Source organism: Paenibacillus sp. J22P143, assembly GCF_059692035.1.
Map to the genome: position 1 here is coordinate 84,481 of NZ_JCAUAQ010000008.1, position 20,335 is coordinate 104,815.

The 20,335-nt window shown below is 46.8% G+C and carries 21 protein-coding genes; 6 read left to right on the plus strand and 15 right to left on the minus strand.

Features of this window, described 5'->3' with window-relative positions; all coding sequences use genetic code 11:
- Window position 1 precedes the first annotated feature (1 nt).
- Genes AC58PQ_RS14560 through AC58PQ_RS14570 form a run of 3 tightly spaced genes read right to left on the minus strand, consistent with a single transcriptional unit; the run spans window position 2 to window position 1,485 of the window.
- Window positions 2-478: a PspC domain-containing protein gene (locus AC58PQ_RS14560; RefSeq protein ID WP_497242633.1), complete on the minus strand. Its 477-nt coding sequence runs from the start codon at window positions 476-478 to the stop codon at window positions 2-4.
- Entirely contained in the window at window positions 447-1,142 is a 696-nt protein-coding gene (locus tag AC58PQ_RS14565) for a PspA/IM30 family protein (protein ID WP_497242634.1), read from the minus strand. The genes AC58PQ_RS14560 and AC58PQ_RS14565 overlap by 32 nt, the downstream gene beginning before the upstream one ends.
- 46 nt (window positions 1,143-1,188) lie before the next feature.
- Complete coding sequence (locus AC58PQ_RS14570; RefSeq protein ID WP_477589166.1) at window positions 1,189-1,485, minus strand: LiaF transmembrane domain-containing protein; 297 nt, start codon at window positions 1,483-1,485, stop codon at window positions 1,189-1,191.
- A gap of 253 nt (window positions 1,486-1,738) precedes the next feature.
- On the opposite strand from AC58PQ_RS14570, the gene AC58PQ_RS14575 reads away from it, so the two are divergent.
- Window positions 1,739-2,590, plus strand: coding sequence for an alpha/beta hydrolase (locus AC58PQ_RS14575; protein WP_497242635.1), 852 nt, complete (start codon window positions 1,739-1,741; stop codon window positions 2,588-2,590).
- A 65-nt stretch (window positions 2,591-2,655) separates the two neighbouring features.
- Here AC58PQ_RS14575 and AC58PQ_RS14580 read toward each other — a convergent pair whose 3' ends face one another.
- Window positions 2,656-3,360, minus strand: a complete 705-nt coding sequence (locus tag AC58PQ_RS14580; RefSeq protein WP_497242636.1) for a 3D domain-containing protein — start codon at window positions 3,358-3,360, stop codon at window positions 2,656-2,658.
- Window positions 3,361-3,640: 280 nt separating this feature from the next.
- Between AC58PQ_RS14580 and AC58PQ_RS14585 the strand changes: the two genes are divergently transcribed.
- Entirely contained in the window at window positions 3,641-4,000 is a 360-nt protein-coding gene (locus AC58PQ_RS14585; protein ID WP_497242637.1) for an ArsR/SmtB family transcription factor, read from the plus strand.
- A 3-nt stretch (window positions 4,001-4,003) separates the two neighbouring features.
- Window positions 4,004-4,540, plus strand: coding sequence for an SRPBCC family protein (locus AC58PQ_RS14590; RefSeq protein WP_497242638.1), 537 nt, complete (start codon window positions 4,004-4,006; stop codon window positions 4,538-4,540).
- A gap of 73 nt (window positions 4,541-4,613) precedes the next feature.
- Here AC58PQ_RS14590 and AC58PQ_RS14595 read toward each other — a convergent pair whose 3' ends face one another.
- The 3 genes from AC58PQ_RS14595 to AC58PQ_RS14605 are packed head-to-tail and all read right to left on the minus strand — an operon-like array spanning window position 4,614 to window position 6,558.
- Window positions 4,614-5,297, minus strand: coding sequence for a hypothetical protein (locus tag AC58PQ_RS14595; RefSeq protein WP_497242639.1), 684 nt, complete (start codon window positions 5,295-5,297; stop codon window positions 4,614-4,616).
- Window positions 5,294-6,190, minus strand: coding sequence for an ABC transporter ATP-binding protein (locus AC58PQ_RS14600; RefSeq protein ID WP_497242640.1), 897 nt, complete (start codon window positions 6,188-6,190; stop codon window positions 5,294-5,296). Before AC58PQ_RS14600 ends, AC58PQ_RS14595 begins: the two co-directional genes overlap by 4 nt.
- Window positions 6,190-6,558, minus strand: a complete 369-nt coding sequence (locus AC58PQ_RS14605; RefSeq protein ID WP_497242641.1) for a GntR family transcriptional regulator — start codon at window positions 6,556-6,558, stop codon at window positions 6,190-6,192. The genes AC58PQ_RS14600 and AC58PQ_RS14605 overlap by 1 nt, the downstream gene beginning before the upstream one ends.
- 259 nt (window positions 6,559-6,817) lie before the next feature.
- Between AC58PQ_RS14605 and AC58PQ_RS14610 the strand changes: the two genes are divergently transcribed.
- Window positions 6,818-7,786: a metallophosphoesterase family protein gene (locus AC58PQ_RS14610; protein ID WP_497242775.1), complete on the plus strand. Its 969-nt coding sequence runs from the start codon at window positions 6,818-6,820 to the stop codon at window positions 7,784-7,786.
- A 178-nt stretch (window positions 7,787-7,964) separates the two neighbouring features.
- Here the strand turns inward: AC58PQ_RS14610 and AC58PQ_RS14615 are convergent, their stop codons facing one another.
- The 3 genes from AC58PQ_RS14615 to AC58PQ_RS14625 form a co-directional block, all read right to left on the minus strand.
- Window positions 7,965-9,431, minus strand: coding sequence for a hypothetical protein (locus AC58PQ_RS14615; protein ID WP_497242642.1), 1,467 nt, complete (start codon window positions 9,429-9,431; stop codon window positions 7,965-7,967).
- 177 nt (window positions 9,432-9,608) lie between these two features.
- Window positions 9,609-10,199, minus strand: a complete 591-nt coding sequence (locus tag AC58PQ_RS14620) for a DUF6036 family nucleotidyltransferase (RefSeq protein ID WP_497242643.1) — start codon at window positions 10,197-10,199, stop codon at window positions 9,609-9,611.
- Complete coding sequence (locus tag AC58PQ_RS14625; RefSeq protein ID WP_497242644.1) at window positions 10,177-10,545, minus strand: hypothetical protein; 369 nt, start codon at window positions 10,543-10,545, stop codon at window positions 10,177-10,179. The genes AC58PQ_RS14620 and AC58PQ_RS14625 overlap by 23 nt, the downstream gene beginning before the upstream one ends.
- Before the next feature lie 85 nt (window positions 10,546-10,630).
- Here AC58PQ_RS14625 and AC58PQ_RS14630 point away from each other — a divergent pair, with 85 nt between their 5' ends.
- Entirely contained in the window at window positions 10,631-11,647 is a 1,017-nt protein-coding gene (locus tag AC58PQ_RS14630; RefSeq protein ID WP_497242645.1) for a copper amine oxidase N-terminal domain-containing protein, read from the plus strand.
- 632 nt (window positions 11,648-12,279) lie between these two features.
- On the opposite strand, the gene AC58PQ_RS14635 is transcribed toward AC58PQ_RS14630, so the two are convergent.
- From AC58PQ_RS14635 to AC58PQ_RS14655, 5 genes are all read right to left on the minus strand, one after another.
- Window positions 12,280-14,424, minus strand: coding sequence for a hypothetical protein (locus tag AC58PQ_RS14635; protein ID WP_497242646.1), 2,145 nt, complete (start codon window positions 14,422-14,424; stop codon window positions 12,280-12,282).
- A gap of 19 nt (window positions 14,425-14,443) precedes the next feature.
- Window positions 14,444-15,619 (minus strand): ABC transporter permease, encoded by a 1,176-nt coding sequence (locus AC58PQ_RS14640; protein ID WP_497242647.1) that lies wholly within the window; start codon window positions 15,617-15,619, stop codon window positions 14,444-14,446.
- Window positions 15,616-16,341: an ABC transporter ATP-binding protein gene (locus tag AC58PQ_RS14645; protein WP_497242648.1), complete on the minus strand. Its 726-nt coding sequence runs from the start codon at window positions 16,339-16,341 to the stop codon at window positions 15,616-15,618. Before AC58PQ_RS14645 ends, AC58PQ_RS14640 begins: the two co-directional genes overlap by 4 nt.
- A gap of 33 nt (window positions 16,342-16,374) precedes the next feature.
- Entirely contained in the window at window positions 16,375-18,072 is a 1,698-nt protein-coding gene (locus AC58PQ_RS14650; protein ID WP_497242649.1) for an efflux transporter periplasmic adaptor subunit, read from the minus strand.
- A 225-nt stretch (window positions 18,073-18,297) separates the two neighbouring features.
- Window positions 18,298-19,137 carry a hypothetical protein gene (locus AC58PQ_RS14655; RefSeq protein WP_497242650.1) on the minus strand — a complete coding sequence of 280 codons (840 nt, stop codon included), beginning with the start codon at window positions 19,135-19,137 and terminating at the stop codon, window positions 18,298-18,300.
- 245 nt (window positions 19,138-19,382) lie between these two features.
- On the opposite strand from AC58PQ_RS14655, the gene AC58PQ_RS14660 reads away from it, so the two are divergent.
- Window positions 19,383-19,769, plus strand: coding sequence for a DoxX family protein (locus AC58PQ_RS14660; RefSeq protein WP_497242651.1), 387 nt, complete (start codon window positions 19,383-19,385; stop codon window positions 19,767-19,769).
- Window positions 19,770-20,335 lie beyond the last annotated feature (566 nt).

Below are 20,335 nucleotides of genomic sequence, written 5' to 3' on the forward strand. Positions count from 1 at the left end.
TTTACACGTCTCCTTTTTTACTATCCAATGTTTGTTTTTCAAAGCGAGCTACTTTGGCTCTTAGTTCATCTACTTCTCTTTGTAAAGCTTTCTTCTCAATGTCTTTCATCATCTCATCGATGTTGTTCGTTGGTTGGCTAGCTTCATATGAGGCATACTTGCTAGTCGGCTGTGGAGCTTGGTGGTGATTGTGGTGGTGATTATGGTGGGATTTATGGTGATTCCATCCGCCGCTTGAATAGTTTTGACTACCATATGAGTTCGCATAGGGATCAAATGGGGGCTGATCAAACCCAGGTTCCTTCGGAATAACAATCGCCGCTACAAAATAGATGAAAATGACGGTGCCTCCGGTGAAAAACGTGGTGATCACGACTAGTAAACGTAATAGTGTGACATCTACATTCATGGCTTCTGCAAGTCCCCCGCATAGGCCCGTAAGTTTCTTATCTCTTCGTGAGCGATATAGTTTGTTCATGATCCTGTGTTCCCTCCTGTTTCAGTTTATTGCGAAGTGCGTCCATTTCCGCATCTACAGCTGGGTTGCCCCCGCTGTAGTAGCTTTCGCGACCCATTCGACGAACATCGCGAAGTGTTCTGGCATGCAGCTCCATATCGGATACGCGCTCTTCCAATCGGCCGAACATCCGCGGTGCCCCATCTTGTGTAACACTGCTGCGAGCGTGCATACGCTGCTGCAAGCGGGCGGACTCCATACGAGCCAAGTAGTAGCTGCGTTTGTCTGCGACTTCTTTGTAATCGGCTTTCAGCTGCCCAAGCTCCTCATCCAGCTCAAGGATGGACTGCTTCGCCTGCTCATACAATTCATGATATTGCACGCTTTTCTCTTCCGCCTGCAACTTCTCTTGCAGCACGATTCGTGCCATGTGCTCTTCGCCAGCCTTCAACGCTAGCAGCGCTTGATGCTCGCGCTTTTCTTTCGTTTCAAGTGCGGTTAAATATTGCTGCCGAAGTGATGCTGCGTGACTCACGCATTGCTGATACAGCCTTTCGGACTGCTGTAGCTGCTCACGCTGGGCCGCTAAGTATTGGTCAATCAAGCGTACCGGATCTTCTGACTTCTCTAAATGCTCATTCAAAGTTGCCACGGTTATATCTCTCATCCGCCTAAATAGGCTCATCTTCACTCCACCTTTTTCACTCTCTGTATTCGGTTCAGGCCTTACGTTACGCCGTTCTTCCTTTTAACATTGAAACACCATATCCAATCAACCCGATCGCAAGTAAGATAATGATCCAACCTGCCAGCTTACTTACTAGAATGATGATCCCGATTCCCGCAATGATCCATCCTAATTTGTTTCCGTTCTTAATGCCCACGTAACCCAGTCCAACCATAATCAGAGGAATTACGTATCCCAGAACTGAACCTATAAAGTCTCCTAAGTGAAAGCCTAGCTTATTGAATAAAATCAGTGCGCCGAATGCGATTAGCAGAGCGGCAAATCCTGTATTTCTTTTCATCGTTTCGTCACCGCCTTTCGTTGTATGCTGTTGTCTTGTTCATGTCTTTATTCTAGGTAAAATCGCAGCTTTCCAAAACGGACCATGGACGGTATTTGCTCCTAGACCTTAGTCGGGGTGGGTCTACGACCTGTGATAGACAGGCACTTTCCCTGCTGGCTTGTCTAAAATTATCGTGAGTGCTATTTATGTTGTATGGTAAAATGAGGGGTAGTTCGAACTATCTCGCTTATTTCAAAAGGAGGATTCTCTTGTGATCGTTACTGAGGGAACATTTCAGGGAGCTGGCGGTGTTGAACTCTTCTATAGAAGAGCCACTCCGTCAGATGTACCAGCCAAAGGCATGGTTATCGCTGTCCATGGTCATGGAGACCATAGCGGCGGTTTAATTAATATGAGTGAAGCGCTCGTACAGGGCGGCTATATCGTATATTCCGCTGATTCGCGCGGTCATGGAAGAAGCCCGGGTATTCGCGGGTTCATTCGTTCATGGGATGAATACTTAGAAGATCTTCATGTATTTAGAGAACTCGTCCTATCAGAGAATCCTCGGTTGCCTCTCTTTATCATCGGTCACAGTATGGGTGGCGTGATTAGTGCGGACTATGTGCTCGATCATGCTTCCGGGATAAGCGGACTCGTTTTGGTGGCCCCCGCTATTTCGTATGAAATGACAACCTTCGAAAAATGGCTCATTAAGCTTCTGGGGAAGCTGCGACCTCAACTTACCATTCAGAAATCAGGCAGCATCGAAGGACTAACACAAGATTCCGTCATGATTGCAAGACTGCAATCAGACCCTTTGCGTCATAGTACTGTAACGCCAGGCCTAGGACTAGGATTAAGTCAGGCTGTTCCAAGACTGATGAAGCAAGCACATTCATTTACACTCCCTCTCCTCCTGCAATATGGCCGAGAAGATAAAATGACGCCTCCTGAGAAGCTGGAACAATTCCTGCAATCCGTGGGTTCGCAAGATAAAAAAAGCTACGCTTATGAGACGATGCGCCATCGTCCCTTTGATGACCTAGGACGAGAGCAATTCCTTGCTGATTTACTAGGTTGGTTGGAGCGACAGACGCTTACGTCTGAAAACCCAAAATAGATGCTGAACATGCAAAGAAAGACCGACGTCAACAACGTCGGTCTTTCTTTGTTTTATAGTCGCTGCTACACGGTTTCCTTATCTAACACATAGACCTTTACATTCTTTTTCACACCAAACTCCTGGGCTTGGCCCAAATCATTCATGAAAACATCAATTCTAGAACCGCGAATCGCTGATCCGATATCTTCCGCTTTCCGAATGCCGATGCCTTCGATGAACACGGTTGATCCTAATGGAATAACTGCTGGATCCACAGCAATCGTACGTCCCTCTTTGGCTTTGATACCGCTATATGTAATGCCGTATGTAGGGTGAGACGCTTTTTTGCCAGTAGATTCAAAGCCCGCGGTGTACGCGGTTAGCGTTGTATTGATTACTTTTTTAATAATTTTCGGCTGTCCCTCTGACGATGAGGCTCCTGCAGCTACGATGGGGATCGTTAGACTTTGTCCGATTACCAGTTGATTCGGATTGGAAATTTGATTCGCAGATATGAGGTCATCAACGGCGATATCAAAGCTCTTCGCTATTTTGAACAGGGTATCTCCTTGGCTTACTTTGTACGCAGTCGTAGCTTTCTCAACTTCAGCGGTTGGAGCTTCTTCTATCGGTTTATCCACGCTTTCGTTCGAAGTAGCCACATAGACAGGTGACATTTCCCCATCTTCATCACTCGTCGGATAGGAATATACTTTCGCTTGCATGAACCACAATCCTAGCAACAGAGTAAGGGATAAGGTCGAAATACATATTTTACGAAACATCATAGCCATAGTTCCTCCTAAAAATTAATAGAGTTATAGCTACTAGACTCGGTCAAAAATTGCATTTCTATACATTCCCTATGAAATAAATGATAGATAGGTGGTTGAATACGAGAGAACAAGGAAGGCCGCCTTGTATATTTCCATCTCGTTCTGTTTACGATAGTTAACCTATGGATGGTATCAACCTCAAATAGAAACGACCGACATGGTCGAGTTCCATGTTATTTACACTCTCGAATATTCCTTGACAGGAATATTCCGTTCGAGGTATATTGTGTTTATGAATACGATATTCAGTGCTCTTGCCGAACCACACCGCTTACACATCGTTGAGCTTTTGCGAGACGGCCCCCTGACCGTAGGGGAAATCGCCCAACGGCTTGGCCTTAGCCAGCCACAAGTATCAAAGCATCTGCGCGTACTTAGCGAGGCCGGACTTGTAGATGTACAGCCGATAGCGAATCGAAGGGTCTACAAACTGCGGCCGCAGTCCCTTCAAGCTATGGATACTTGGCTCGGTTCCTTCAGGCGCCTGTGGGAAACGCAATTCGATCGAATGGAGGCTTATATAGAAGCACTCCAAGCCAAAAACAGCAAACCGACGGATCAGGAACCACTTTTAGAAAAAATGGAGGAATGAAAAATGACACAAGAAAATGCAACATACAAATATGAAATGAAGAGTGATGGCTCAGAATTGGTGATAACACGCATCATTAACGCCCCTCGCGAGCTTGTATTCCAAGTATGGACGACACCTGAGCATTTGGCAGAATGGTGGGGACCTACGGGCATGAAACTAACGGTAGAATCCTTAGATGTTCGCCCTGGCGGCAGCTTCCACTACTCGATGAAGTCACCTGAGGGCTTTGAAATGTTTGGCAAATTCGTTTATCACGAAGTTGCTGCACCTGAGACATTAGCTTACGTAAGCTCATTCTCTGATGCAGAAGCTAATGTGATTCGCGCCCCATTTAGCCCCATTTTCCCAATGGAAATTATGAATCACTTAACATTCACAGAAGAGGACGGGAAGACGATTCTTACTATGCGTGGGGGTCCAATCAACGCGACAGAAGAGGAATTGAATTTCTTCGCTTCCATGAAAGGTTCTATGGAAGAAGGCTTCGGCGGAACATTCAAGCAATTGGACGAATACTTGGTCAAAATCAAAGCTTAATATCCCAAAAACTACAAAAAAGAGTCTAAGAAGGTAACTTCTTAGACTCTTTTGCTATTCAAGAGCTGTACGCTTATACGGCTGCCCTGCGCAACACGGTATAGGAGAGGAACCAATAGATCAGGACAATTGGAATCAACCACCAGAACAGATCTAAATAATTATCACCAATCCAATTCCCTAGATCAATCCATAGTTCCAAACGTGTCATGATATACGAGATGAGCGTACCCAATACAAGCATCGCGGTAAAAAAGATATACATTGAAATGCCACCCCAACGACGATGGATGCTCGATATCATCAAACCAAGGAAAAACGCATGAATTAAGACGATAAAATTGATACCCAGTATGCCGATGAAGGAGATATCGCTAAGGAATTCCAGCTGGAATAGATGCAGATTGACACTCCAACCATGGGTTGCTTTTTCAATCGCAGCTAGAATCGTTAGCCCAACCGCTGAAACGGCATTCACGTAGAGAACCGTTAGTACTGTTCCCCAGAAATAATCCTTACGCCGAATACTGAGTCCTATGGCAAAAGGAAACGTCTCTTTGAGCGTAAGGGTCCCGGCTACAAACATAAAAACGAAAATAGAAGAAAGCGAACCTGTATGCAAATCTTCATCATTATTAAGTGACAACGCGATCAGCAGGTTAATTGCAAAGTTAACTCCTAAAATGATCCATGGAATGGAAAACCACATTTTCTGATTTCGAAGATGAAGCTTCACGACTTGATTAACTCGATTCATATGGACTCAGACCCCTTTCCCGCCACTTGCGTGCGTGTCAGATGAACGATGAGCTGTTGGATGGATACAGGGGCAAATTCAAGCCCTAACTCTTCGGCATATTTTCGCTCTTGTACGCTCAGTTCGCCGATGATGGTTGCTGTAGCAGCCGAACCAATTGCTGTGCGTTCCAGCACTTCTTTTCCCCGTGTGAACGCGTCTACGGCTGATTTCAGACCAGAAACCGTACAAGCACGACCGCGAAGCGCATCTGCATCTTCATTTAAAAGCAATTTACCATTGTCGATCACAAGGACATGCTCCAGCAAGCGACTCACTTCATCGATCAAATGGGTGGAAAGGATAACGGTTCGCGGGTGTTCCGCGTAATCTTCCAGTAAACGATCGTAGAAAAGTACTCGCGCTACTGCATCCAAACCGAGATACGGCTCATCGAAGATTGTCAATGGCGCGCGGCTTGCGAGACCAACCACAATCCCTACGGAGGACAGCATGCCGCGGGATAGCTTTTTAATTTTCCTTTTGATCGGAAGTCGGAAATCCTCAATTAACGCATAAGCAAACGCGTCATCCCAGTTCGGGAACAAGGTTTTGGCAACCTCGAGCACATCGATAATACGGAAAGTATCCGGATATTTCTGACTCTCTTTGATAAAACAAATCTGATTCAGCACCTTGCTATTCTCAAAAGGATCCTCGCCAAATACCGTAAGCTCACCGCTAGTCGCGAACTGCTGTGCGGAGATCATATGCATGATGGTCGTTTTGCCAGCGCCGTTTCTGCCAAGTAAACCGTAGATTTTATTCGCTTCAATCTTAAAGCTTACGTGATCCACCGCGGTCACTTTGCCATAGGATTTCGTAAGTCCTTTTACCTCTACAATGTTCGTCATTAGGCTTTCTCCCCTCTCCGCACCATTTCTGTCAGTTGCTCTAACGTGATGCCTAGCTTCTCAGCTTCCCTAACCATTGTCACGACATACTGCTCATAAAATAGTTCTTTTCGCTTCTCCATCAGCTTGACTCGCGCTCCCTCCGCTACAAACATGCCAATTCCACGCTTCTTGTATAAAATCCCTTGATCCACCAGCAGATTAACACCCTTGGCCGCTGTTGCCGGATTGATCTGATAAAAGGCTGCAAATTGATTCGTAGAAGGAACCTGCGATTCTTCCGGCATACGTGATTCGATAATGTCATCTTCAATCTGCTCTGCGATTTGCACAAAAATCGGGCGGCTATCGTCCATCATAAATCCCACAATTCTCACCACCGCTTTCATTACCACATTGGTTAGTTACTCATGTAATTAACCATACAACCAAAGAGGTTCTATGTCAAGCAAATTACAAAAAATGGGTAATTAAATAATTCCCATTTTAAAGGGGAATACCAATATAGGATGAACACACAGTGATATCGTTAGACGAAATGCATCATATCGCACTTTATAGGAAGGTAGGTTCTCTATGTTTCTATTTCTCATACGGAGTAGTTTGGTGGTTTTGTTGGGGTTGGCAGTGGTCAGTCCTGTTGGGAAGGACGGGCATGGGCTTCACCAGCCTGCTGTCCCCGTTACTGCTCACGCGGAAGCTGAACAAGCCCCGCCGCTGTTTTCCTTCTCGGTGCTGAGCGATCTGCATATCATCTCATCGGACAAGATCTCCCAGCTGCTGCTGAAACAAGCGCTCATAGATCACCATGAGCTGCGCCCCGACAGCAAGCTGCTTGTCCTGAACGGTGATCTCACGAATGGCAGTGAGGACGATTACCGCAGCTTGATGGCGCTGCTCAGCCGTCAGCCACATGCCCCTGTGCAGGCGACCATGGGCAACCATGATTACTACGGCGTGTGGCACAAGCCGGATGGCAAGATGGATTACACGAAGATGAATCCTTCGTGGTCAAGCGCGAAAGCGGTCGCGTTGTTCGACCGCATCTGGGGGTACGACAAGCCGTATCACGAGCTTGTCGTGGACGGCTACCGCTTCCTATTCCTTAGCGGGGAAGCGTACAGAGACGTTGACGCATCCATCAACGAGGATGCGTTCCTCTCACCCGCGCAGCTCAGCTGGCTGCGCGAGCGGCTCACGGCCACGGGCGCGGCGGATGCCAGCAAGCCCGTGTTTGTGTTCCTCCACCAGCCGCTGCCGCGTACGCTGGATGGCACGGATCTGGAGCTGGGCGTCGTCCAGCACCAGGAACTGCGTGCGCTGCTCGACGCGCACCCGAACGTCATTTTGTTCAGTGGGCACACCCACTGGAACATCGAAACAACCAACCAAGTGAAGCAGCTGAAGTTTCTTGCCGCTTCCAGCGCCTCCATCCGCCAGGTATGGAGCGCTAAGAACGAGCCCGAGACTCGGTCACTCAGCCAGAGCCTCGTCGTCGACGTCTACCCAGATCGCGTCGTTATTCTGCGCCGTGAACACACAGAAAAGCGATGGATCGAACCATCCATCGCGAAGGGGTATGATGTGAAGCAATAGTTCGATTTTGCCTACTTAATGATGAGATTCGGTGGCGTTTAGTCGCATTAGTTCGATTTCACCCACTTAAACCGCCCACAACTAACTGTCACAACGATAATTAGCTAATTAGTTCGGCAAAATCGAACTATAGCCACCTCTTGGGGCGATTTGGCTCATTTAAGTAGGCTAATCCTGACTATTGGTTCAGCCTATGCAAAGTGTTGACCGCCATCTTCACCGTTGTGTAGGCAGTTAAATCGCCCTTACAAATAGCTTCGAATTGGAAAGTGGTATCCCCGTAGGGGCCTATGTTTCCATAGGCTCCTTTGATCGTAGTCGTACCTATCATCTCCGACTTGTCATTGTAAAAGTTAAGTCCCACACTCACATCATTCAGATTTGGGAGCGCAACTTGAATTTTGCCACGAATAATAGAATGGCTCCCTGATCTCGTTACGATTAGTTCACCGACGCGCACCTCAGGATATTTCGAATCTGTCAGGTTCAAATTGAATCGCAGCCCGCTCCAAGAGAGCGTCGAACTCGGCAGTGCTGTGTTATTTAATGTGTAAATGCGCAAGGTAGCTAATCCAAAGTTCGCCACATCCCCCTGCACATACACCACGAATCTGTTAATTTCATCCGCCTTGAACGTGAGTGGTCCCGTTCCAAAATTGGATGCCAACAGCATGCCTTGCTTGTCATACAGCGTGAAACCCGGTGTCAATTGGAGAGGACGACTCCAGTCCTTCAATTTATCCGTGAGTCTAGCTTGTATTGTTAGCTTTGTCATTTTGCCTATAACCTCAGCATGTACGATCTTCGCTTCCATATATTCGTCGCTATCTACAGTATCAAAATCAGATAACTTGGGGTTGATCCAAAAAGTACCTTGGTTCGTCCTTATATGAATCCAATCGTTCATCTGTTCGAATGCATATACCGTTGGTAATGTCACATACGTGTTCGTACTGCAACCTTCATCAGGAAATGTAAACAACTCCGTTTTGGCCGTGATTGGCATAAAAGCATCCAACTTCCGAATATCCTTCCACACTTGGTGGGCAGGTGCGATCCATCTATCTCCCAACCACGTATCGATTAAATAATACCCCTGCCATTCTCCCTTGACCGTTACCGTTTGTGGCGAGATCGTCGCGCTTTCCCCCATGAATCCAGCAGTAAACGTGTAAAGACTTTCTTCACCAGTCAGTATCATCTTCATGTTCACATTTTTCTGATCTCCTGGCATTGCAGAGTTACTACGAACCCATTTGTCACCTAGCCATGTGCGTATTTGGTACCAGCTGCTTTGTTCACCATCCAACTTATAAATCACTTTGCGATTTACGACATCCACCGTTTGGGGCGAGATTGACCCCATGGTCAAATTTACAAAGATATCATCGTACAAATCCGCCTCTTCCACTAATGTAATTGTTCGCAACTCATGCACGTGAGAACCTGGTGGTGGCAGCGGCTGTTGCTGCGATTTTACGTCTTGCTGCATACAACTGGCTACGGCTGTTGCAGGTGATGAAGTTGGACTTCCATTTGTTGATGTTGCTTGCGGTGCAGAATCAGCCAAAGTTGCTGTGGCCCCCATTGAAAAACCAGAAACCAGTATAACCGTATGTAGAACTAAACGTGATATTTTAAGCAAAAGAACGACCTCCACTAGGATCAAATAAAAATTGTATCTCTAGTACATTCTACGTTATCCATTTATTTCCTTTTAACTCAAGGATATCGAAGTTTACGAGGATGAGTACTTATTTCTACGGTTATTTCTTATCATAAAAAAATAGGCTTAGATCTGTTTAGATCCGTGCCTATTGTCTTAATCTCTATCCGTAATTTGAGATTTCTCCTTTTTTGCCTCATGGATCCACAAATTAAATTCAGCCTCTTCAAGTGGATGCTCAAATTTACTCGTTATGTATTCAACATCCAATTCTTCGAAGTACATAAGGAGCATACGGTATCCCCACTCCCGCGATTCGCCTGACTTCCAATGGACCGTGGCTCTTAACCGATCCAAAATTATATCCTCGATACCGATGATATACACTTTTCTTTCGCCAACTTGTAACTCTGTGATTTTGTCATAGTCACCTGTCAAAAAATTAGATGGAATTTCTATTGAAACCCCTAACATGCCATGAACCCAGTTCTTGCCCAACTTTGTAAACCCAAGTTGGAGCAGTATCTCATTGGCTATATCATAGCCATCCATTACAAAATCAATATCTTGTGTAGCATATCCGTTCAACGTGTATATTTCTACGGAAAGGCCTCCAACAATAATTGGTCGAATGCCTTGAGGACGTACTAAATCAGTTAATATTGCTGCTGTGTGAAGCATTTTTTCAAATTTACTTTTATCCTGAAGCTGCTCTAGCGCATCCTTAGCCTCTAGTATATTCTTCAATAAACAGCACCCTTCTTTCATTATCGTATTTGATGCTGCCTGACTGTAAGCCTTTTCTAAATGAGTACCTTGCAAGATAATTTAATGCTAGTATTTCGTCTTCTGATCTAGGGCGATTACGGGACATCTCCCAACCTTGCTCTCTTGTTTTTTCTCGAAAGTTTGCAACAGCAAGGTTGACTTCTTCCTTCGTTTCATTAACTTTAGTCTGAATGTCTTGAAGCGTCAGTTTCCGCATGGAATTCCCTCCATTTCCCTTTATATAACTAGTATAATCGGTCTTAGCAAGTTTAACCATGGGGTGCTTCAACCAAGAAATGTTTTTGGTAATATTTTCTTTAACCAATAATAACCATGACTCCCCCATCAAAAAAGCTTATACTTAGCATCGGCATTATTTCATGTTTGGATCAATTAAGGAGACTTCCTCTATGCAGAAGAACAGACTTACTACCCGATTATTCTTTCTCGTGGGTCTACTACTCACACTAAGTTTGACGACTACGACACCATCTTCTGCGCAAGAGCAGCCGATCACCATTTATCTAAATGGCAATGAACTGGTTCTTGACACGCCGCCTATGATTGTCGACGGTTTCACATATGTGCCGATGCGTACGATCTTTGAAGCACACGGTGCCACCGTGGAATGGGCGGAAGCAACGAAAGTAATAACAGCAACACTCGATGATTTGCATATCGTTTATCCGACGTCGGGAACAAGTTTATTCCTGAACGGAGCTGAGATTCAGTTAGGCTTACAAAGTATGAATATCGACAATCGGACTTTAGTGCCTCTACGATTCATTAGTGAAGCGTTAGGCAGCACAGTGATTTGGGAAGGTTCAACGAAATCCATCTACATCAGAGCGATTTATGAAAGTAAACAAGTGACTTCGCTTACACCACCACCGAGTACAACCATTGCAATGAGTGGTAAGAAACGCGCGAATTCCCTATTCGATTTTGAAAACAAAATTAATATATTCGTCGAGCATTATGGGATCGAAGACAATCAACTCTACAGCCAAATTTCACTTCATAATGAAAGTGACCATGACATTTATGTTTCCTTTGGGCCGAGTGACAAGAAAGTTATTCGAACCTACACGCAGAAAATCCCCTCAGGAACTACGAAAATTCAAGCCTTAAAAGCCTATGGCCCTGGTATGTGGATAGACGGTATTGATACCCTTTTACTCAGTAAGTACATTCAAACTCCCGATGGCGCCGTACAAGAACTTCTCGTTCCTGCTCACCAAACTGAGGCACTAACTCTTAAAGCAACTGAAGGAGCTGCTGAAAACTTAATCGTTAGTGGGAGCTACCACGTTAAGGGTGAACAAAGTACTATAAGAGATTTTAAAATTGATTACGCGATCGAACCCAATCTCGATTTAGGGACTTATGAACTGAGCTATAAGTATAATGATTTATATTTCAAATGATCCTCCCCTAGCGTAAAAACAGCCCAACCCCGGACATTCTTTTTCCAGAGGTTAGGCTGTTTTTCTTAATTACTTCACTTATTTCTTCTTTACATATATGTTCCAGGCCATGTACAACAGTACCCCTGTCCCACCTCCCAAGAGAAACCAGTATACGTCTGACATACTGTCCGCTGACTGAATTAGTAAAGGGTCCATTGACTGCACCTGCCCGTCTTGGTATAATTTGCTTATAAATGGCGTATAAATAGGCAAGGGACAAGTACACAACCGATTGGTGGTTTACAGGTTCCTCTCAGAAAAAGTAATCCCCAACTTATCTAGGGTCGGGAGGATTACTTTTTTCTTTTATCTTGGGAACCGTTCAAAACGTTGGCTAAAATTTTTAGCAAAGTAACTGTGAACATGGCTCCTGCAATAAAATACTTGACGTTATCGTCCATACGCTTTCACCTCCTTGCTTATGAGATGAAAGTTTCCCAACCGCTATGGACTTGTCTTAAATAAATGATAACATATCCACCCATTTATGGGAATAAATATAACACTAAATAAAAACAGCCCAACCCTAGGCCAATGGCCGTGGTTGGGCTATTTCTATTTCTGTTTCTATTCCGTCCCTGTTTCCGCTCCTACTTAAACTGCTTCAAAAGACGCTTCGCCGTTCCATTCGGCGTGTTAATGACTTCGTACATATTGATCGACATACCTGAGTTCATTTGATCAATTTTCACGCCAGTGATACTGATTTTCTGACTGCCGCTTGTTAATTTGTTCGCACCTGTGAGTGCAGCATCCTGAGTGCCAAGGCTACGACCGAAAGAATCGACCAGTTCGAACTGGATTTTGTTGAAATTCGAATCGATAATGACTTGGTCCTCATGCGTAATATCCATATTCAAACGGAGGTTATACGAGTAAGCGCCGCCGCTATAATTCCAGCTAAACGAGCTGTCATAGATTTTGAATGAGAATGGATAGATGTCAACGGTATCCCCAGCAACTTCTTCCTGCAACGCTACTTTGAACGTCCCTACCAACACGTTACCTTCGGAAACGGATTTATCATCATATACGTTAAGCGCGAATGTTTCCTCCTCGGCAGCTGTTTGGTTTGGCAGTAAGTACGAATAGCTTACAACGTAGGAGCTTCCTGGTGTAATTTGTGTCGCAGCCGCGCTTTGGCGAGAGCCGGTATAGGCATTCCCTTTGCCATCGATAAGCTCGTTCTGCAGCTCAGGCAACGCGAGTGTGCTTGTGCCGTTGTTGGTGATTTTGTATTTGGCAATCGCGGTTTTGTAACCCAGATCATCGTTCTCATGCGCATGTAGCTCAACTAGCGAAACATCGAGATTCGCATTGACTACGCTGCTATTGCTGAAAATGAGCTTACTGCCCATCTCGTAGTTGACGGCTGTGGTGAAGCCGTTTTTCGCTTCGCTAGCACCTTTCAGCAGGAACACAGCCACAGGCTGTTGACCTGTTGTTGTCGTTGCTGTTGTCGCTCCCCCGCTGCTCCCTGTACCCGTTGTCCCGCTTCCCGTCGTGCTGCCTGTGCTTGCCGCTGCTTTCTGCCACAGCACCAGCTGTGCCGCATTCGGATCAACACCCGTTGGCAATGTCGCGTTGAAGTAATACGTCGCTGTTTCCTTCGGAGCTAAGAAACCGCTTCGCGTGCTGTTATCTGTAGACGAAACGGTCGAACCGGAGTCGCCGAATTGATAGGATGCCAGCAACGAAGGCACAGGAGCGACGACGTCGCCATCATTGCTCAGCGTAATCACCGTTTGAACATGAACACCGTCTGCTTGGTTCGAATACGTTGATGAGCTTACTTTTGCCGTTACCTTCTCGCCATCCTGCTGTCCAGCATAGATCTGTTTCACGCCCAAAGCGACAGTGCTCAGCGACGAGTTCATGCTCGTTGTCCCCAGAGAAACATCCTCTGTTTTATTCAAATAATAATATTCCAGCGATAGCCTACTTGTTGGCATGCCCTTAGAAATGAGTGTTTTGAGTGTCAGTGTATCGGATTGATTCGGCAATATTGACGTATCCGACCCACTTGCGATCGTTGATGTGTATTTCAAACCGTTCGCGTCCACAAGTCTAACCAGTAGACCTTTTGGCACCGCAACGCTGGTTGAGCCTAAATTCTTGGCAGCAACTTGCGTGTACATGTACCATTTGCCATTCTCGGTCACACGTACGCTCTGGCCCAGCCCAAAAGCAAGTGAAGCATCGTTCGCGAGTGTGCTATCTAACGTGCGCAAGCTGATGATTTCCTCTGGCGCTTCCAACTGCCCTTCTTGGATCACCGAGGAAATCGGCAGCTCACCGAGATGATTCATGAAATTCGATTTATTGTAATCCCAACGGAATACATCTACTTTGAGATCAGCGGCGGATTCGCCAGCTGGCAAGTTCGCATAGAAACGGAAGCTTTGTTCTTCCCCGCCGCTCACGATCCCACTCTTTTTCTCACTTAAATTGGCTGTGTAGCTATGTCCTGCACCATCCGTCACACGTACACCATACTTGTTAAAATCCAACGTCTGATTTTCCCCATTATGAAATAACACGGAGAACTGTAGGGAAGAAGACGACAATGCCGCTTTACCCAGCATAAAATACGAATCATTCGAGATAAAAACGCCCTCATTAGCGGCATGTGCGACCGGAGTCGGAGCTGCCCACGAGGCAGCCAGCAAGCTTCCTGTCAGCAGCACAGCTAGACTAGTCTGTTTAAGCGGGATCGATGTTAGTTTACGAATCATGGTACAAACCTCCTGTTGCCTAATCGAAACGCAGGGCGTCGATCGGTTTTAATTTCGATGCTTTATTCGCTGGATATAAGCCGAAAATGACACCAACGAGTGCTGAGAATAAAAACGCATAGAGTCCAATATTGAGCGATAGGCTCGTCTCTTGGCTTGGATTGATATACGGCCAGGCCAGCGATAACGCGACCCCAACCAGTAAACCGATCAAACCGCCCATCCCACTAATTAACGTAGCCTCGACTAGGAATTGCAGCAAAATATTTCGCCGCTTCGCCCCAATCGACTTCCGAATCCCGATCTCTCTTGTCCGCTCACTCACGGTCACAAGCATAATATTCATGATCCCAATGCCACCTACAAGTAGGGAAATCGCCGCAACAGCGACCAATTGATTAGTCAACGTGCTAGATGCCGTTTGTCTTGCGCTTATGAGCTCGGATGAGTTCAAAATATTGTAGCCAGTCGTGCTTTTAAACTTTTGAAATAAATAAGCTTCCAAGGCTACTTGTGCACGGCTGACGAGATCACCGGAGGATGCTTCCACATAGGCAGTCCGAATGCTCCCTAGCTTAAAATCCCTGCTCATCGTCGGCAGCGGTACAAACACCGAGCTATCCAACGAGGTACCGCTCGTATTAGAGCCCTTCGATTGTAGGACACCGATAATCGTGTACATGTAGCCCTTCACGTTAATTTCTTCGTCGATCGGATCTTCCTTACCGAAGAACTTTGTTGCTACTTCACTACCGATAACCGCAACGTGGTTGCGGAAATCCAGATCCGCCTGAGCGAGGAACCGTCCGCTAGCCATCTTCCCTTTTTGCAATTCCAAGTACCGGTCATTCGTTCCAATTACATTGTAGCTTTCGGTTGTCCGATCATATTTAATGGAACTGTTCTGCGTCATCGTCGGGGCAATCGAAGAGATGCCCGCAGTCCCCTCAAGGGTCATGAACTCGTCATAATTTAACTGCGTGGCGCGCCCGTTGCCTTGTAAATTAACCGTCAGTAGGTTCGTTCCTAGCCCTTCGTACTGCTTTTCGATGGCTTTGGACGTCCCTTGACCGATCGACACGAGCGTGATAACCGAAGCCACCCCGATAATAACGCCTAGCATAGTCAGCACCGTTCGTAAGGGATTAGAGCGAATCGTGCTCATCGCCATTTGGAAAAGCTCCCAAATTCTCATGAATGCGCCTCCTCTAGCTTAGGCACTTCAACCGACCATGCACCGCCCCGGGTATCACTGACGATTTCACCGTCGCGCAGCGCTACGACACGCTTGGCGTTATCGGCGATGTGATGATCATGTGTGATCAAAACGATCGTATTGCCTTGCTGGTTCAGTTCCTTGATCAACTCGAGCACCTCGATGCCCGTCTTGGAATCCAACGCACCTGTCGGCTCATCCGCTAGAATTAGCGATGGTGAAATCGCCAACGCACGTGCAATCGCGACCCGCTGCTGCTGTCCCCCAGAAAGCTCACTCGGCTTGTGATGTCCGCGCTCACCCATCCCCAGCTTCTCCAGCATGCGCTTCGCTTGCTCTCTCCGCTGCTTGGCCGGAATACCGGCATAAATCATCGGGAGCTCAACGTTTTCCGTCGCTGTCAGTCTTGGCAACAGGTTGAACTGTTGAAAAATAAACCCGATTTTCCGATTGCGCAGCTGAGCAAGTCCGTTGTCTGACATTTTCTCAGTTGCCACGCCATCCAATGTATATGAACCTGACGTCGGGCTATCTAGCAGCCCAATTGTATTCATCAACGTCGATTTACCCGATCCACTGGGACCAATAATAGCGACAAAATCGCCTTCTGCAATATGCAAGGTAATGCCGCGCAAAATCTGCAATTCCTCCGCACCACGGGTGTAACTCTTCGTGATCTCATTTAACTCAATGATATTCATCCCATTAGCTCCTTTCCGCGCGAGGCTAGCTCCTTATTGACGCGCTCCTCCTCCGCCACCGCCAGCATTTCCACCACCTGTGAAGCCTCCGCCAGCTCCTCCTGCACCGCCGCCTTGGAAACCTCCTGCGCCGCCTGGGAATGCACCTCCACCTGGGAAGCCTTGCTGTTGTTGGTTCGTCGTTGTTGTCGCTCTGCGCACCGGCATCACAACTTCATCGCCTTCATTTACCCCGCCTAGCACTTCAACCTGCGTTTTACTGCGGATACCTACTTTTAACTCCCACTCTTCCGTCGTGCCATCAGCCTTCTTCACCGTAACCGTCGACTTGCCTCTTGTTGTCGTCACCACTTGAATCGGCAGCACAAGAATATCCTTCTTATCTTGGATCAAGATTTCAGCTGTCGCCGTCATCGCGTATTTCAGATCATTCTGAGCCGTATTTGGAATTGCTACAACCGCATCATAGGTTGTAACGCCATTCGTTGTTGTTCCGACATTCGAGACGGAGGTCACTTCACCTGTAAAGGTTTTGCCTGCAATCGCATCTACCTTCACGTTAACTTTTTGACCCACCTTCACCGTTGTCAGATCCAGTTCATCCACCGCAATCGCGAGCTGCATCGTACTTAAGCTTGCAACAGCACCGAGCGTTGTATTCCCATTGATTTGCGCGCCCACTGGATAATTCCGTAAGACATTGTTTTTACTATTGGCAAAATCCGCCGAGAACACGCCATCAAACGGTGCTTTGATCGTTAATTGATCGACCTTTTGCTGGGCATCGCTGACACGGATCTTCTGACTTTCAATCGCAGATTGTTTCGAGACGATATTCTTTTGAAGGTCATCGTTAAAAAGAGTCACAATCAGATCGCCTTGTTTAATCGTATCGCCATCTTTGAATTTCAGCGTTTTCACCGTACCGCTAGCTTCTGAGAAAATAGAAGCCGTACGCACATAGGCGAGCGCTGCCTGATCGGAAGACTCTACCTTCGTATTCCCGCCGCCAATGCTGCCTTTGACTTTCAATCCTGCCGAAAGCGTGCCGTCATTATCGACGAGTACATCGACCAACACCACTTTGTTACCATTCGTGTCTGCGCTAATTTCGTGACCGATCGTGTCGACAGCTCCAACTTTAGATAGCAAATAGCCATCCACACTCAGCTCCACAGGATCACCTTTCTTCAATTGCACAGCTTCTTGCAGGGAAAAAGGCAGCTTCACCTTAAATTGCGTTGTATCCGAAATCGTACCGATCTTGGTCGTTTTATTTACTTGGCTGCCAACGTCAAAATTCGCATTCAAGGAAATCTTGCCCGACATCGGAGCGGATACGCTCATATTTCCTTGTTCAGACTGCAGCTCCGCTAGATCACTCTCTAGCTGCCCCAAGCTCACTTGCGCTTCCTTCAGATTCGTTTCCGTTGACGGAACGGAGAGCTCGACGAGTACATCGCCTTTTTTGACCGCTTGATTCTGGGTTAAATTCATCGTTTTGATGATTCCTTCCATCGGAATCACAATGTTTTGCTTATCCTTAGCGTCCAATTGGGATGTCCCCGAAACTGCCATCGAGATAGCACCCTTGGTCACTTTCATCGTTGTTTGTTGCGTAGCCGCTGCAGCTGGCTTCGAATTATTATGTACATAATAGTATGTACCCGCCCCACAAAGGATGGCCGCCAGGGCTACGATTAGCCACCTCTTCTTACTGCTTGCTTTCATCCGTCATAACCCCTCTCCCGGTTTACCCAGACACTGCTTGCCTAGGCTGTACAATCTTCACAAGATGTAGTCTACTAGGGACGACTGAAACCTGTCTGAGTGCGGGCTGAAAGGTAGTTGAACGAAAGCTGAGGGTTTGCTGAAAATGGGGACGAGATCTCAGGCCTGTTCCACCTCAAGCACAAAAAGCCACTCGCATAGCGAGCAGCTTTTCATAACTTCCCCTTAGTTTGTGGCTGTTGGAGCAGGTGTTGCTGCACCTTTGGATGCGTTGAGATCTGGGCGACCTTGCGCACCTTCCGGACGTTTGTGAGCCGTGCCTTTTTCCTCAACAGCCTTCTTGATAGAATCCGTCATGCCGTCTTTAATTTTGCTGATCAAATCATCTTCGCTAATGCCTTTCGCTGTTGCGATATCCACGAGAGATTTGCCTGATTCAAGCTCAGTTCTCAGCTCATCTTGTGTAATACCCAAAATTGTCGTGATGACCTCAGGATTGCCGAAATGTCCGCCACCGAAGCCTCCGGGACCACCTTTACCGCCAGGACCGCCTTGGCCGCCTTTACCGCCACCCGGGAAGCCCCCCTTTAAGCCGGTGCCGTCAATTTGCTTCGTTAATTGGTCGCTCAGACCTTTGATGATCTCATCTGCCTTCTCTTGTGTCAGCTTACCAGCTGTGACTTCAGCAGTAATCGCAGTTGTCTCTGCTGCAACAAGCTTGGACAAGTAATCTTCCTTCGTCAGTCCTTTTTCAATGGCAAACGCCACTAATGTTTTATCTGCTTTAAGTACTTCCTGCACAACACTTTCTTCAACACCTAGGATTGTTGCCGTCTCTTTGATCACGTTGCCGCCACGGAAGCCACCACGGTCTCCCATGTGACCACGGCCGCGATCGCCGAAGCCTTTGCCTGCTTTATCGGCTTTTGGCGCTGTTGTGCTTGTTGACGTACCTACTGCTGTATCTGCGAATGCTTCATTATGTAAGGCTCCTACTAAGCCAACTCCGATGACAAAAGATGCTACTAGCGAACCTGCGAGAATTTTTTTGCTGATTTTTTTCATAATTGTTATTCCACCTCATCTTTGGATTTGTGTTTTGTTTCCCTTACAAAACCTAGTATAGCCCCCCTACCTGAAACCCATCTGAGCGTAAACTGAAGGTTCGTTGAGAGCTATCTGAGCATTAGCTGAAAATAGTATGGTAAAATTAATTCCCAAATTTACGTACTGGTGTTCTCTTTTTGACAATATCTATGGTAGACTAAGGATTATATGAGCACAATTTCAAAAAGAGGGGACGCTGAATTATGTCTTATCGTAAAGAACGCAACAAGCTGATCGCTTACTGGGTAACTACCATCCTAGGGCCTGCAAGCTTCGTGATTGGCGGATTCTTCTTCATCACGCATGGTGAGCAGCAGATCGCCACGTTGAACGGGCTCGGATATCCCGAGTATGTCTTAACCATTCTAGGCTTCTGGAAGCTAATGGCCGTCATCGCCATCCTGATCCCGCGCTTTCCGCGGCTGAAGGAATGGGCTTACGCTGGCTTTTTCTTCGAGCTCACGGGAGCCGCAGCTTCGCACATTTTAAATGGTGACGGCCTAGCTCTCGCTGCTCAACCGCTAGTGTTCTTAGCGCTGGTCATGGCTTCATGGGCCCTTCGCCCGCGCAGCCGCAAGCTTGTCTCTTAAACGCCGAGTAAATAGGCCTCCACAAAGTAGCGATTCCTACTTTGTGGAGGCCCTATTTATGTGGGGATAAGCGTGGTATACCACGCTTATCTTCATGCTTTGGCAGCTTTCGGGCGAATTAAGGGTGGGCAACCGCTCCTTTTGGAGCGCTGCACCCTACTTTTGAGCCTTCCACTGACAATTAAGAGTGGTCCACCACTCTTAATTTCATGCATTGGCCGCTTTCGGGCGAATTAAGGGTGGGCAATCGCTCCTTTTGGAGCGCTACACCCTACTTTTGAGCCTTCCACTGACGTTTAAGAGTGGTCTACCACTCTTAACTTCCTCCTTTGGCTGCTTACAGGCGAATTAAGGGTGGGCAACCGCCCTATTGGAGGGCTGCAACCTACTTTTGAGCCTTCCACTGACGTTTAAGAGTGGGCAACCACTCTTAATTTCATGCTTTGGCTGCTTACAGGCGAATTAAGGGTGGTCAACCGCCCCTTTTGGAGCGCTGCACCCTACTTTTGAGCCTTCCACTGACAATTAAGAGTGGTCCACCACTCTTAATTTCATGCTTTGGCAGC

Coding starts and splice junctions, on each gene's coding strand:
- AC58PQ_RS14655 (WP_497242650.1), bottom strand. CDS start 19,137: ATGAAAAAAATCAGCAAAAAAATTCTCGCAGGTTCGCTAGTAGCATCT.
- AC58PQ_RS14635 (WP_497242646.1), bottom strand. CDS start 14,424: ATGATTCGTAAACTAACATCGATCCCGCTTAAACAGACTAGTCTAGCT.
- AC58PQ_RS14645 (WP_497242648.1), bottom strand. CDS start 16,341: ATGAATATCATTGAGTTAAATGAGATCACGAAGAGTTACACCCGTGGT.
- AC58PQ_RS14560 (WP_497242633.1), bottom strand. CDS start 478: ATGAACAAACTATATCGCTCACGAAGAGATAAGAAACTTACGGGCCTA.
- AC58PQ_RS14600 (WP_497242640.1), bottom strand. CDS start 6,190: ATGACGAACATTGTAGAGGTAAAAGGACTTACGAAATCCTATGGCAAA.
- AC58PQ_RS14595 (WP_497242639.1), bottom strand. CDS start 5,297: ATGAATCGAGTTAATCAAGTCGTGAAGCTTCATCTTCGAAATCAGAAA.
- AC58PQ_RS14650 (WP_497242649.1), bottom strand. CDS start 18,072: ATGAAAGCAAGCAGTAAGAAGAGGTGGCTAATCGTAGCCCTGGCGGCC.
- AC58PQ_RS14580 (WP_497242636.1), bottom strand. CDS start 3,360: ATGATGTTTCGTAAAATATGTATTTCGACCTTATCCCTTACTCTGTTG.
- AC58PQ_RS14585 (WP_497242637.1), top strand. CDS start 3,641: ATGAATACGATATTCAGTGCTCTTGCCGAACCACACCGCTTACACATC.
- AC58PQ_RS14570 (WP_477589166.1), bottom strand. CDS start 1,485: ATGAAAAGAAATACAGGATTTGCCGCTCTGCTAATCGCATTCGGCGCA.
- AC58PQ_RS14630 (WP_497242645.1), top strand. CDS start 10,631: ATGCAGAAGAACAGACTTACTACCCGATTATTCTTTCTCGTGGGTCTA.
- AC58PQ_RS14660 (WP_497242651.1), top strand. CDS start 19,383: ATGTCTTATCGTAAAGAACGCAACAAGCTGATCGCTTACTGGGTAACT.
- AC58PQ_RS14640 (WP_497242647.1), bottom strand. CDS start 15,619: ATGAGAATTTGGGAGCTTTTCCAAATGGCGATGAGCACGATTCGCTCT.
- AC58PQ_RS14590 (WP_497242638.1), top strand. CDS start 4,004: ATGACACAAGAAAATGCAACATACAAATATGAAATGAAGAGTGATGGC.
- AC58PQ_RS14565 (WP_497242634.1), bottom strand. CDS start 1,142: ATGAGCCTATTTAGGCGGATGAGAGATATAACCGTGGCAACTTTGAAT.